The organism is Streptomyces sp. NPDC005811 (assembly GCF_040630405.1).
Taxonomy (GTDB): Bacteria; Actinomycetota; Actinomycetes; order Streptomycetales; family Streptomycetaceae; genus Streptomyces.
The window spans coordinates 139,865-152,899 of record NZ_JBEXXK010000001.1; the positions used below are offsets into that span (position 1 = coordinate 139,865).

The 13,035-nt window shown below is 71.3% G+C and carries 12 protein-coding genes; 4 read left to right on the plus strand and 8 right to left on the minus strand.

All coding sequences use genetic code 11. From position 1 onward, the window contains the following. The first annotated feature begins 28 nt into the window (after positions 1 to 28). The gene (locus ABZ490_RS00635) at positions 29 to 1,051 is read left to right on the plus strand and encodes a DUF916 domain-containing protein (RefSeq protein ID WP_358982399.1); all 1,023 of its coding nucleotides are present in this window, start codon (positions 29 to 31) and stop codon (positions 1,049 to 1,051) included. On the opposite strand, the gene ABZ490_RS00640 is transcribed toward ABZ490_RS00635, so the two are convergent. Beyond that, positions 1,048 to 1,386: a P-II family nitrogen regulator gene (locus ABZ490_RS00640; RefSeq protein ID WP_067244397.1), complete on the minus strand. Its 339-nt coding sequence runs from the start codon at positions 1,384 to 1,386 to the stop codon at positions 1,048 to 1,050. The genes ABZ490_RS00635 and ABZ490_RS00640 overlap by 4 nt on opposite strands. Beyond that, the gene (locus ABZ490_RS00645; protein ID WP_358982401.1) at positions 1,383 to 2,696 is read right to left on the minus strand and encodes an ammonium transporter; all 1,314 of its coding nucleotides are present in this window, start codon (positions 2,694 to 2,696) and stop codon (positions 1,383 to 1,385) included. The genes ABZ490_RS00640 and ABZ490_RS00645 overlap by 4 nt, the downstream gene beginning before the upstream one ends. A 172-nt stretch (positions 2,697 to 2,868) precedes the next feature. On the opposite strand from ABZ490_RS00645, the gene era reads away from it, so the two are divergent. Next, positions 2,869 to 3,822 (plus strand): GTPase Era, encoded by a 954-nt coding sequence (era, locus tag ABZ490_RS00650; RefSeq protein WP_358982403.1) that lies wholly within the window; start codon positions 2,869 to 2,871, stop codon positions 3,820 to 3,822. A gap of 15 nt (positions 3,823 to 3,837) precedes the next feature. Here era and ABZ490_RS00655 read toward each other — a convergent pair whose 3' ends face one another. Next, on the minus strand, positions 3,838 to 4,794 hold the full coding sequence (locus ABZ490_RS00655; protein WP_358982405.1) for a hypothetical protein: 957 nt from the start codon (positions 4,792 to 4,794) through the stop codon (positions 3,838 to 3,840). 70 nt (positions 4,795 to 4,864) lie between these two features. Beyond that, complete coding sequence (locus ABZ490_RS00660) at positions 4,865 to 5,728, minus strand: helix-turn-helix transcriptional regulator (RefSeq protein WP_358982407.1); 864 nt, start codon at positions 5,726 to 5,728, stop codon at positions 4,865 to 4,867. Positions 5,729 to 5,859: 131 nt separating this feature from the next. Here ABZ490_RS00660 and ABZ490_RS00665 point away from each other — a divergent pair, with 131 nt between their 5' ends. Continuing rightward, positions 5,860 to 6,738 (plus strand): NAD(P)-dependent oxidoreductase, encoded by an 879-nt coding sequence (locus ABZ490_RS00665; protein ID WP_358982409.1) that lies wholly within the window; start codon positions 5,860 to 5,862, stop codon positions 6,736 to 6,738. A gap of 15 nt (positions 6,739 to 6,753) precedes the next feature. On the opposite strand, the gene ABZ490_RS00670 is transcribed toward ABZ490_RS00665, so the two are convergent. From ABZ490_RS00670 to ABZ490_RS00685, 4 genes are all read right to left on the minus strand, one after another. Further along, a complete protein-coding gene (locus ABZ490_RS00670; protein WP_358982412.1) occupies positions 6,754 to 8,046 on the minus strand; it encodes an MFS transporter in 1,293 nt (430 codons plus the stop codon). Continuing rightward, entirely contained in the window at positions 8,043 to 9,380 is a 1,338-nt protein-coding gene (locus ABZ490_RS00675; RefSeq protein ID WP_358982414.1) for a GH1 family beta-glucosidase, read from the minus strand. The genes ABZ490_RS00670 and ABZ490_RS00675 overlap by 4 nt, the downstream gene beginning before the upstream one ends. Before the next feature lie 137 nt (positions 9,381 to 9,517). After that, positions 9,518 to 9,784 carry a protealysin inhibitor emfourin gene (locus ABZ490_RS00680; protein ID WP_358982416.1) on the minus strand — a complete coding sequence of 89 codons (267 nt, stop codon included), beginning with the start codon at positions 9,782 to 9,784 and terminating at the stop codon, positions 9,518 to 9,520. 21 nt (positions 9,785 to 9,805) lie between these two features. After that, positions 9,806 to 10,882 carry a M4 family metallopeptidase gene (locus ABZ490_RS00685; RefSeq protein WP_358982418.1) on the minus strand — a complete coding sequence of 359 codons (1,077 nt, stop codon included), beginning with the start codon at positions 10,880 to 10,882 and terminating at the stop codon, positions 9,806 to 9,808. Between the two features lie 319 nt (positions 10,883 to 11,201). Between ABZ490_RS00685 and leuA the strand changes: the two genes are divergently transcribed. Next, entirely contained in the window at positions 11,202 to 12,923 is a 1,722-nt protein-coding gene (leuA, locus tag ABZ490_RS00690) for a 2-isopropylmalate synthase (RefSeq protein ID WP_358982420.1), read from the plus strand. The last annotated feature ends 112 nt before the right edge of the window (positions 12,924 to 13,035 follow it).

Sequence of the window (13,035 nt, forward strand, 5' to 3'; positions counted from 1 at the left end):
CGTGGAACGTCTGTGGGGGTCCGCACCCATGTCGCTGCGCAAGCCGTACGCCGTTCTCCTCCCGCTGCTCCTGCCGTTTCTGCTCGGCCTGCTGACCGCCGCGCCCGCCCGGGCCGCCGACAACGGAAGCTGGTCGGTCTACCCCGTCTCCTCGGCCATCGCCGCACGGCCGTACTTCTATGTCTCCGCCGATCCCGGCCAGAGCGTCCAGGACAAGGTCGTCGTCGCCAACAAGACGGCCGGCCCCCTCACCTTCCGGCTGTACGCCGCCGACGCCTACAACACCGCCCGCGACGGCGGTTTCGCCGTGAAGTCGCTCGGGGAGCGGATGCGGGGCGTGGGCGCGTGGGCCGTCCTGCCGAAGGACCGGGTCACCGTGCCCGCCCACCAGACCGTCACCGTGCCGTTCACCGTCAAGGTGCCCGAGAACGCCGAGCCCGGGGACCACCCCGGCGCGATCGTCGCCCTAGACGAACGGATCGACCGGGGCGACGGCTCGGTCGCCCTCGGCGTCCAGCGGGCGGTCGGCGCCCGCGTCTACCTCACGGTCGGCGGCCCCACGCTGCCCGCGCTCGCCGTCGAGGACGTCCGCATCAGCCACCACCAGCCGCTGATCCCCGGCCTCGGCGACAGCACGGCGACGATCTCCTACACCCTGCACAACACCGGCAACGTCACCCTCCAGCCCAAGGTCGCCCTCAAGGCCGAGGGTCTCTTCGGCCGCACGCTCCTCACCCGGGACCTGAAGAGACTCCCGTCCCAGCTCCTGCCGGGCCAACGCGTCCGCCTGACGGAACGGTGGACGGGGGCGCCTCAGCTCGACTGGGCGGACGTGAGGCTGACGGCGACGGCCACGGGCACGAAGGAGTCGGCGACGGCGTCCTTCGTGGCGGTGCCGTGGCTGGTGACCGGGGTGCTGGCGGCGGGGATCGCCATCGGGGTGTGGTTCTTGATCAGACGGCGCCGAATGCGCCCTGAAGGGGCGCGGGGAACTGCGCGACCAGCCACAACGCACCCGCAGACGAAAACACACACCACGACCGGTGCCTAAAGGGCGTCGGGACCTCGTTCCCCCGTCCGCACCCGCACCACCGTCTCCACCGGCACCGCCCACACCTTCCCGTCCCCGATCTTCCCGGTGTGCGCCGCCCGCACCACCGCGTCGATCACCGCCTCGGACTCCGCGTCCTCGACGACGACCTCGATCCGCACCTTCGGCACGAGGTCGACCTGGTACTCGGCCCCCCGGTACACCTCGGTGTGGCCGCGCTGCCGGCCGTACCCGCTGGCCTCGGTCACGGTCAGCCCGTGGACGCCGAGCTCCTGGAGCGCCGTCTTGACCTCGTCGAGGCGGTACGGCTTGACGATCGCGGTGATGAGCTTCATTCGTGGGGCTTGACCTTCTGGGCGGAGGGGAGGACGGAGTGGCCGACCGGGGCACCGTGGCCCAGGACGCCGTGATCGTATGCGGTCTCGGCGTGCACCGTAAGGTCCAGGCCGGTGTGCTCCTGGTCCTCGTCCGCGCGGAAGCCCAGCGTGCGGTCGAGGACCGTGCCGATGCCGTACGTCACACCGAAGGCGTACGCCGCCACGACGACCACCGCGACCAGCTGCCTGCCGAGCTGGGTGAACCCGCCGCCGTACAGGAGCCCCTCCGCGCCACCGGTCATGGTGTCCACGGCGAAGACGCCGATGAGGAGGGTGCCGATGACGCCGCCGACCAGGTGGACGCCGACGACGTCCAGCGAGTCGTCGTAGTTGAACTTGAACTTCCAGCTCACGGCATACGAGCAGACCGCACCGGCGGCCAGACCGACGACGAGCGCGCCGAGCAGGGAGACCGACCCGCAGGACGGGGTGATCGCGACCAGACCGGCCACCGCGCCCGAGGCCGCGCCCAGGGTGGTCGGATGGCCGTCGCGCTTCTGCTCGACGAAGAGCCAGCCCAGCAGGCCGGTGCAGCCGGCGGCGAGGGTGTTGAGGAAGACCGCGGCGGCGAGCCCGTTGGCGCCGAGGGCGGAGCCCGCGTTGAAGCCGAACCAGCCGAACCAGAGCAGACCGGCGCCGAGCACGACCATGGGCAGGTTGTGCGGACGCATCGCGTCCTTCTTGAAGCCCAGACGGGGGCCGAGGACCAGACAGAGGGCGAGTCCCGAGGCGCCGGAGGTGATCTCGACGGGGAGTCCGCCCGCGAAGTCGAGGGCGCCCAGCTCGCTGACGATCCAGCCGCCGGGGCCCCAGACCCAGTGGGTGACGGGAACGTATACGAGCAGCGCCCAGACGGGGACGAAGACCAGCCAGGCCCCGAATTTCGCGCGGTCCGCGATCGCGCCGCTGATCAGGGCCGCCGTGATGATCGCGAAGGTGAGCTGGAAGGTGGCGAAGAGGAGCGTCGGGACCGTGCCCTGGACGCTGTCCGGGCCGAGGCCCGCCATGCCGGCGTGCTCCAGCCCGCCGATGATCCCGCCGCCCAGGTCGTCCCCGAAGGCGAGGGAGTAGCCGGCGGCCAGCCACACGATCGTGACCAGCGCGATCGACACAAAACTCATCATGAGCATGTTGAGCACGCTCTTCGTGCGGACCATGCCGCCGTAGAAGAGGGCCAGGCCCGGGGTCATCAGCAGGACGAGCGCGGTGGCGGCGAGCAGCCAGGCGGTGTCGCCGGTGTCGACGTGTGCGGCGGCGAGGGACGTCACGGGGTCTCCAACGGTGGGTGGGCTCGTCAGAGGGTCACCGGTCCCGGTTTCCGGTCGCGTACGGGTGTGTTTCCGTGACGTTTCGTTGCGGGCGGGTTTCCGGAAGCTCACCGAGGGCGGCGGAGCCGCTCGTGTGTACGGCGGGGCTTCATGGATCAGGGAGAATGGGGCCATGAGCGTTCGTAACCAGTCATCCGAGCAGCCGGCCGGGACCCTGCACCGCGCCGGCTTCGCCTGCTTCGTGGGCCGCCCCAACGCGGGCAAGTCCACCCTCACGAACGCTCTGGTCGGGAAGAAGGTGGCGATCACCTCGAACCGGCCGCAGACCACCCGGCACACGGTGCGGGGCATCGTGCACCGCCCCGACGCCCAGCTCATCCTGGTCGACACCCCGGGGCTGCACAAACCGCGCACGCTCCTCGGCGAGCGCCTCAACGACGTGGTCCGCACCACCTGGGCCGAGGTCGACGTGATCGGCTTCTGCCTCCCGGCGAACGAGAAGCTGGGCCCCGGCGACCGCTTCATCGCCAAGGAACTGGCCGGCATCAAGAAGACCCCGAAGGTCGCCGTCGTCACCAAGACCGACCTCGTGGACTCCAAGGTGCTCGCCGAGCAGCTCATCGCGATCGACCAGCTCGGCAAGGAGCTGGGCTTCGAGTGGGCGGAGATCATCCCCGTCTCCGCGGTCGGCGACCGCCAGGTGGACCTCCTCGCCGACCTGCTGGTCCCCATGCTCCCCGAGGGCCCCGCGCTCTACCCCGAGGGCGACCTGACCGACGAGCCCGAGCAGGTGATGGTCGCCGAGCTGATCCGCGAGGCCGCCCTGGAGGGCGTCCGCGACGAGCTGCCGCACTCCATCGCCGTCGTCGTCGAGGAGATGCTCCCGCGCGAGGACCGCCCCGCCGACCGGCCGCTCCTCGACATCCACGCGAACATCTACATCGAGCGCACCAGCCAGAAGGGCATCATCATCGGCCCGAAGGGCCGCCGCCTGAAGGACGTGGGCATCAAGTCCCGCCAGCAGATCGAGGCCCTCCTCGGCACCCCCGTCTTCCTCGACCTGCACGTCAAGGTCGCCAAGGACTGGCAGCGCGACCCCAAGCAGCTCCGCAAGCTCGGCTTCTAGACGGTACGGCGGCCCTCACACCGCCCGCGGGCCCGGCGCCGGTGCGGTCAGCTGGCCGGTGGCGGTGAGGGCCAGCCGGGAGAAGAGCTGGCCGGAGAAGCCGAAGAGCAGGGCGATGGCCAGCGCGATCGGACGGGCCGGGGCGTTCCAGGAGTTCTCCAGGAACACCTGGCCGAGCAGGTTCAGCTCGGGGTCGGCGAGCATCCGCACCAGCAGCAGCCCCCCGACCGCCGCCAGCGCCCCGCCCACCGGCGCGAGCACCAGCACCCCCCACGACGACGGCGGACGCTGCGCCCGCATCACCCCGACCACCGGGGACAGGAACCCGCCCAGCGCACCGAGCAGCATCGTCTCCCGGTGATCCAGCACCCTCCCGATCAGCAGGACCGCGCACAGCCCGGTCAGCGCCAGCCACAGCGCGATGCGCTGCTGGTCGTAGTCCCGCTCCGCCGCCCCGTCCTCGGCGTCGTCCAGCCGCTGAGCGGCCGCCAGCACCAGCGCCCGCCCCGCGACCGCGCCCACGTCGGCGGCGGCGACCCGGTCCGCCATCTCCTCGTCGGCCGCATCCCCCGACGCCCGCAGCCGGAGCACCAGCGACTCCCGCTGCGCCAGCACCTCCTCCTCCGGCTCGACCCCGAGCAGCCTGCGCTCCGCGGCGTGCAGCACCCGCCACGCCGCGGCGAGCTTCGACAGCGGGATCGCGATCACCCCGTACCGCGCGCTCAGCCGCCACACCACGGTCCCGCCCTCCTCCAACTGCGCCAGCCGCCCCGCCACCGCCCCGACCACGGCCCGCTGCGGCGCCCCGTCCTCCCAGACCCCGCCCAGATACGCCGCCCGCGCCCGGCAGTCCCGCAGCCGCGCCTGCAACAGCCGGTACCGGGGAGCGGCGATCAGCCCCCGGCTGGTGATGTAGACGATCAACAGGTAACAGACACAGACCAGTTCCAGTCCCCAGCCACCGACTCGCATCAGCCTTCCCCCTGCCCCGCCGCGACGCCGGAGTCATCCTGCCCCGTCGCGAACAGGGACAAGCGGCGCCTCAGCCGCCCCCCGCCCCCACCCCGCCGGGCGTGAAGTCCTGGAGCCCCAGCACCCGCAGGAGCCGCAGGCGTTCGTAGGTGTCCGTGCCCGGGCGGGCCGTGTGGACGACCAGGAGCTGGTGGTGCTCGTAGCTGAGCAGGACCTCGCAGTCCAGGTCCAGCAGGCCGACCAGCGGGTGCAGGAAGCGTTTTGTCGCCTTGTGGCGCAGGGCCACCTCGTGGGCGTCCCAGAGGCGGGCGAACTCCTCGCTGCCCGCGCGGAGTTCGGCGACCAGCGCGGCAGGTTCCGGGTCGTCGGGACGGGCGGCGGTCACCGCGCGCAGATTGGCCACCTGGGCGCGGGCGTGGTCCGGGCGGTCCTCCTCCGGGAACAGGGTGCGCGCGGCCGGGTCCAGGAAGTACCTGCGGACGAGGTTGCGCTCGCGCCGGGGCCGGGACATCACGTCGAGGGTCAGCGCCCTGGCCATCGCGTTCTGGGCCAGCACCTCACCGCAGTCGGTCACCACCTGCGCCGGGGTGTCGTCCAGCCGGTCCAGGATCAGCATCAGGCCGGGCGACACATGCGTCGACGCCGTCTCCCGGCGCGGCGGCTCCTCACCGGCCAGGTGGAACAGATGGTCGCGTTCGTCGGCGCTCAGCCGCAGCGCGCGGGCGAGTGCCGTCAGCATCTGGCGGGACGGGCGGGGGCCGCGGCACTGTTCCAGACGCGTGAAGTAGTCCACGGACATGCCCGCCAGCCCGGCCACCTCCTCGCGGCGCAGTCCGGGGGTGCGGCGCCGGGCGCCCGGGGCCAGGCCCACGTCCGAGGGGGCGAGACGGGCCCGCCCGCGGCGCAGGAAGTCGGCGAGTTCGGCTCGGTTCACCCTTCCAGGCTGCGGCATCCCGCCGGTCTTATCCAGGGACTGCCGATCCCCTGATCCACGGGTCTCTCCCGCCCGCTCCGGCTCCGCCCGAGGGTGGAGGCAGCAGAGAGTACGGACGTGAGGAGACGATCATGCTGACACTCGTGACAGGGGCCACCGGACAGGTCGGGCGGCGCTTCGTGCCGAGGCTGCTGGCGCAGCGCGAGCCGGGCGAGCGGGTGCGGGTGCTGGTCCGGGACGCGGCGCGCGGGGAGCGGTTCGCCGAGCTGGGCGCCGAGGTGGTGACCGGGGATCTGCGGGACGAGGAGACCCTCGGCAAGGCCGTGGCGGGGGTGGACGCGGTGGTGCATGCCGCGGCCTCCTTCCGGGGGGTGCCGGACGAGGAGGCGTGGGCCGTCAACCGGGATGCCGCCGTGGCGCTCGGACGGGCCGCGCGGAGCGCCGGGGTGGGGCGGTTCGTGCAGGTCAGCACGGGGATGGTGTACGGCGTCGGGCGGGGGCGGCCGCTCACCGAGGACGACGAGATCCGGCCCGGCGGCATGATGTGGGGCGCCTACAACGAGTCCAAGGCGGCCGCCGAGCGGGAGCTGCTGGCGCTGGACGGGCTTCAGGTGCGGATCGCCCGGCTGCCCTTCGTCTACGGCGACGGTGACCCCCACCTCGCCCAGGCCCTCCAGTGGGCCGCGGCCTGGGCGCCGGCCCAGCGGTTGCAGATGACCCACCACGCCGACGTCGCCCAGGGGCTGCTGCGCCTGCTGTACGCGCCCGCGGTGGGCGGGCCGGTCTACAACATCGCCGACGACGCCCCCGTCACGACGGTCGAGCTGTACCACCTCAACGGGGTCGAGGTGCCGGCCGGCATCGGGACCCGGACCGACCCCGACACCGACCCCGACACCGACCCCGGCCCTTGGTTCGGGATCATGTCCAACCGGCGGATCCGCCGGGATCTCGGCTTCCGCCCGGTCTACCCGTCGGCGTGGACCGCCCGGGACGCCGGAGCCCTGTAGCCCCGGGGGAGAGGCTCACTCCACCCCCCTGATCCGCCCCACCAGCACCGCGCCCGCCAGGCCCACCGCCGCCGCCACCGCGTACAGCATCCGGTAGCCGCCGAGGTAGGTGACGAGCGGGGCGGCGAGGACGGGGGCCGCGACCTGGGGCAGGGAGTTGGCGACATTGATGATGCCGAGGTCCTTGCCCCGGTCCAGGGCCTTGGGCAGGACGTCGGTCATCAGCGCGAAGTCGACGGAGGCGAACACGCCGTAGCCGATGCCCTGCACGGCCGCCGCGACGATCGCCCCCGGCCAGGTCTGCCAGACCGCGAGCCCCGCCGTCGCCACCGCCATCAGCACGCCGGACCAGACCACGAACGGCTTGCGCCGGCCCACCCGGTCCGACCAGACGCCCCCGACGACGACCGTGGCGAGCAGGGTGAGCCCGTTCACCGCCGAAAGGATCAGCACGCCCTGGTCGGGGTCGGCGTAGTGCAGCCGGTCGCGCAGGTAGTACAGCAGGTACAGCAGCACCAGCGCGTTGCTCAGGTTCATCAGGAACCGGGTGAGCCAGGCCCAGCCCAGGTCGGGGTACCTCCTGGGGCTCAGCCAGAAGCCCTTCAGGAAGCCGGGCCAGGACCAGGCAGGGCGGTCCGTCACCGGCAGCCGCAGATCCTCGTAGCGCAGGACGTACGGCAGCACGCCCAGCGCGGTGAACACCGCGCACGCCACATAGCCCGCGCCCACGCCGCCCGCCACCGTGACGAGCGCCGTGCCGCCGACCACGCCGAGGACCTGTGCGACCCCGAGCCAGCCGCCCACGGAACCCCGCTGGGACCGGGGCACCCGGTCCGGGACCGCCGCCGTGACCGCCGCGAAGGCCGCGTTGAGGGTGAGCTGCACCAGGCACCAGCCCAGCGCCATCGTCCACACCCCGTCCGCCACCGCGAGCAGCAGCAGGGACAGGGCGCCGCCCACCGCGCCCGCCACGATCCACGGGGTACGGCGGCCGTACCGGGACGTGGTCCGGTCCGACAGGGCGCCGAAGAGCGGGTTGGCCCACAGCGACACCAGCGCGCCCACGCCGGTGACCCAGGCCAGCATGGTCTCCTTCGACATGCCGGAGCCGGGCGCGAAGTCCTTGGCCTGGGAGGCAAGCAGGATCTGCAGCGGGCCGTACCAGCCCACCCAGATCGCCCCGTTGGCGAGGGACAGGGCCGAGGTCCAGCCCTTGCCCACGCGCTCGACGGGCTCGGCCAGCGCGGCCCCGGGGGCGGCGGGGGCGGCCGGGGCGCCGCGGTCCGGCGCCCTGTCCTCCGTCGTCATCCCCGCGCCCGCGATGCCTGGGCCCGCAGGACGTCCCGGTACCAGTGGTAGGACGCCTTGGGGGTGCGGGTCTGGCTCGCGTAGTCGACGTGGACCAGGCCGAAGCGGCGCGCGTAGCCCTCCGCCCACTCGAAGTTGTCCAGCAGCGACCACACGAAGTAGCCGCGTACGTCCACGCCCGCCTCCAGCGCCCGGTGCAGCGCGCGGACATGGCCGTCGAGGTAGGCGATCCGGTCCTGGTCGTCGAGGCCGTCGTAGGAGCAGCCGTTCTCGGTGATGACCACCGGCGGGAGGCGGTCGCCGTAGCGCTCCTTGAAGGTGGTGAGCAGTTCGGTCAGGCCCTCGGGGACCACCGGCCAGCCGAAGTCCGTCACCGGGACGCCCTCGATCTCCCGTACGGAGAAGGGGAGTTCGGCCGGCATGGTGATCCCGCCGAACTCGATCTCGGTGCCCTGCGGGGCGCCCACCCTGGTCGGGGCGTAGTAGTTCACGCCGTACCAGTCGAGCGGCTCGCCGATGATCTTCAGATCGGTGGCGACATCGCCCGGCATCAGCTCGCCGAGCCCTTCCGGGTACTCGCCCAGCAGCAGCGGCTCCGCGAACAGCCGGTTCAGCAGGAGGTCGTAGAAGGCGGCCGCCTCCAGGTCGGCCGGTTCCTGGGACGCGGGCCAGGTCGGGCCGTGGGAGTTGGCGACGCCGATGTCCGTGGCACCGGCCGCGCGCAGGGCCCGTACCGCGAGACCGTGGGCGAGGAGCTGGTGGTGGGCGACCGGCAGCGCGTCGAAGAGCAGCTGCTTGCCGGGGGCGTGGGTGCCGAGGGCGTGGCCCAGCAGGGTGTGCTCGGCGGGCTCGTTGAGGGTGATCCACTTGTTCACCCGGTCGCCGAGGCGGTCCACGACCGTCGTCACGTAGTCCGCGAAGAGGGACGCGGTGTCGCGCTCCAGCCAGTCCAGGCGGGCCGGCAGGTCCCAGTGGAAGAGGGTGGGGACGGGGCGCACGCCCGCCGCCAGCAGCTCGTCCACCAGGGCGTCGTAGAAGTCCAGACCGCCGGGGGAGTTCACCCGGGGCCAGGATATGGAGAAGCGGTACGCGTCCACCCCGAGGTCCTTCAGGAGGGCCACGTCCTCGGTGTGGCGGTGGTAGTGGTCGCAGGCCACCTCCGCCGTGGAGCCGTCCTTCACCCGTCCGGGCTCGGCGGAGAAGGTGTCCCACACGGACGGCTCGCGCCGGTCCGCGGCGCCCTCGATCTGATGGGCGGAGGTGGAGACGCCCCACAGGAAGCCGGCCGGGAACTGGGGGATCGGGTGCACCGCGTCGCGCGGATCGTTCGCCATGGGCGGGATCATCCTTACCCACCGGTAAGGAAGTCAACGCCCGGGCGGCAACTACCGGTTGCACGCCCCGGCGCACGGCAGCCCGGACCCCTTCCCGGAAGCCCCCTCTTCAGGCCCCTTCCTTCAGGCCCCTTCTTTCAGGCTCCTTCTTTCAACACCTGCGAGATCAGCTTGCGCTGCTCGGGGGTGAGCCGGGGATCGGCCGCGTACACCGTCCTGCCGTCCACCGTGATCTCGTAGCTGAACCCGTCCGGGACGCCCTGCGGACGGGTGGGACCGCCGTCCGCCAGCGCCTGCTTCGCCAGGTCCTCCCACGCGCGGGCATCGGGACGCCCCGAGGTGTCCACCTCGGCGTGCCGCTCGATGCCCGCGAAGCCGCCCGTGCGACTCACTCGAATCCGCATGGGACCGTGTCTAGTACGGATCTACAGGATCCGCACCCCCACCTGCTCCCACGCCTTCTGCACGGCCCGGAGCTCGTCGCCGCCGTCCCCGAACCGCGCCCGCGCCGCCTTCACGGTCAGCTTGGCGAAGTCGGTGAACAGCGCCTTCTGGGTGAGCTTGCCGCCGGTGAGCACGTCGTACCAGATCTGGCCCGCCTTCTCCCAGGCGTGCCCGCCGAGGGCCGTCGCGACCAGGTAGAACGCGTGGTTGGGGATGCCCGAGTTGATGTGCACGCCACCGTTGTCGCGGCCGGTGCGGACGTAGTCGTCCATGGTCGCGGGCTGCGGGTCCTTGCCGAGGACGTCGTCGTCGTACGCCGTGCCCGGGGCCTTCATCGAGCGCAGGGCCGAACCGGTGACGCCGGGGGCGAGGATGCCCGCGCCGATCAGCCAGTCGGCCTCGGAGGCGGTCTGGCCGAGCGTGTACTGCTTGATGAGCGAGCCGAACACGTCGGACATCGACTCGTTCAGGGCGCCCGGCTGGCCGTAGTAGGTCAGGTTCGCCGTGTACTGCGTGACGCCGTGGGTGAGCTCGTGCCCGATGACGTCGACGGAGTTGGTGAAGTCGACGAAGATCTGGCCGTCGCCGTCGCCGAACACCATCTGCTCGCCGTTCCAGAAGGCGTTGTTGTAGCCCTCGTCGTAGTGGACGCTGGCGTCCAGCGGCAGACCGTCGCCGTCGATGGAGTGGCGGGCGTAGGCCTTGAGGTAGAGGTCGAAGGTGGCGCCGAGCCCGGAGTAGGCGCGGTTGACCGTGGCGTCCTGGCCGGGGTCCTGGCCCTCGGAGCGGACCTTGGTGCCGGGCAGGTCGGTGCCGTGCGCGCAGTCGTAGATCGAGCGCAGCGGCTGGTCGGCCGGTGCCTTCGCGATCGCCGTCGGGCCGGCCCACAGGCCGTACTCGGTGCCCACCCGGCGGCGGTTGCGCAGCTCGCCGTCGCGCAGCAGGGTGCGCTGGGCGGGCCGGGACAGGGCGGGGTCGTCGTTGCTCGCCAGCTTGTCGAGGACATGCGGCGGTACGACGGTGCAGAAGACGGGCTCGAAGCCCCCGTTCGTCGTCATGAGTCGCACCATTGCACTGTGTTATTCCGGTGTCACTACAGGCAACCATGATCGGTGAAAAACAGTGACAAACATGGCTGATCTGCGGCGGGCAGTGGTATAGCGCACGTTTCGCCCCTTTGGTTCCCGTGGTCCCGCATACTGATACGGACCCACGCGACGGGAGCGGCTCGGCTAGGCTGCGGAGCACTATGCGTTTCGGGCTGCTTCTCCTTAGCTGCCGCGGCGAGGGCCTGTAAGACAGGTCGACTCCCTCCCCGCGGAGCTTTGCGTTGCATCGTCGGCCGTCCTTCCGGACATCCTGAGGAGCCCCGCGAACATGGCGAACCGCCAGCAGCCCAGCCAGATGCCGATCCACAAGTACGGACAGTACGAGCAGGTCGACATCCCCGACCGCACCTGGCCGAACCAGCGGATCACCGTAGCCCCCCGCTGGCTCTCCACCGACCTGCGGGACGGCAACCAGTCCCTGATCGACCCGATGTCGCCCGAGCGCAAGCGCCGGATGTTCGACCAGCTGGTCAAGATGGGCTACAAGGAGATCGAGGTCGGCTTCCCCGCCTCCGGCCAGACCGACTTCGACTTCGTGCGCTCGATCATCGAGGAAGAGGGCGTGATCCCGGACGACGTCACGATCTCCGTGCTGACCCAGGCCCGCGAGGACCTGATCGAGCGGACCGTGGAGTCCCTGAAGGGCGCCAAGCGGGCCACCGTCCACCTGTACAACGCCACCGCCCCCGTCTTCCGCCGGGTGGTCTTCCGCGGCTCCAAGGACGACATCAAGCAGATCGCCGTCGACGGCACCCGGCTGGTGATGGAGTACGCCGAGAAGCTGCTGGGCCCGGAGACCGAGTTCGGCTACCAGTACAGCCCCGAGATCTTCACCGACACCGAGCTGGACTTCGCGCTGGAGGTCTGCGAGGCGGTGATGGACGTCTACCAGCCCGGCCCGGGCCGCGAGATCATCCTCAACCTGCCCGCCACGGTGGAGCGTTCGACCCCCTCGACGCACGCGGACCGCTTCGAGTGGATGAGCCGCACCATCTCCCGCCGCGAGCACGTCGTCATCTCCGTCCACCCGCACAACGACCGCGGTACGGCCGTCGCCGCCGCCGAACTGGCCCTGATGGCCGGCGCCGACCGCGTCGAGGGCTGTCTGTTCGGCCAGGGCGAGCGCACCGGCAACGTCGACCTGGTGACCCTGGGCATGAACCTGTTCTCGCAGGGCGTCGACCCGCAGATCGACTTCTCCGACATCGACGAGATCCGTCGTACGTGGGAGTACTGCAACCAGATGGAGGTCCACCCGCGCCACCCGTACGTGGGCGACCTGGTCTACACGTCCTTCTCCGGCTCCCACCAGGACGCCATCAAGAAGGGCTTCGACGCGATGGAGGCCGACGCGGCGGCCAAGGGCGTCACGGTCGACGACATCGAGTGGGCCGTCCCGTACCTGCCGATCGACCCCAAGGACGTCGGCCGCTCCTACGAGGCCGTCATCCGGGTCAACTCGCAGTCCGGCAAGGGCGGGATCGCGTACGTCCTGAAGAACGACCACAAGCTGGACCTGCCCCGCCGGATGCAGATCGAGTTCTCGAAGCTCATCCAGGCGAAGACGGACGCCGAGGGCGGCGAGGTCACCGGCTCCGACATCTGGGCGGTCTTCCAGGACGAGTACCTGCCGAACCCGGAGAACCCCTGGGGCCGCATCCAGGTCCGCACGGGCCAGTCGACCACCGACACCGACGGCGTGGACACCCTCACCGTCGAGGCCACGGTCGACGGCCAGGACACCGTCCTGACCGGTACCGGCAACGGTCCGATCTCGGCCTTCTTCGACGCCCTGCAGTCCATCGGCATCGACGTACGCCTGCTCGACTACCAGGAGCACACGATGAGCGAGGGCGCCTCCGCGCAGGCCGCCTCGTACATCGAATGCGCGATCGGCGACAAGGTTCTGTGGGGCATCGGCATCGACGCGAACACGACGCGTGCCTCGCTGAAGGCGGTCGTCTCCGCGGTCAACCGCGCGACCCGCTGACCTGCCTGACCGGCTGTTTCGGGGCCTTGACCGTCGTATACGGCGATCAAGGCCCCGTCGGTTATCGGCCACCGTCCCGTGCAGGTCACGGAAAGGTCTCGTCCTGGGTGCT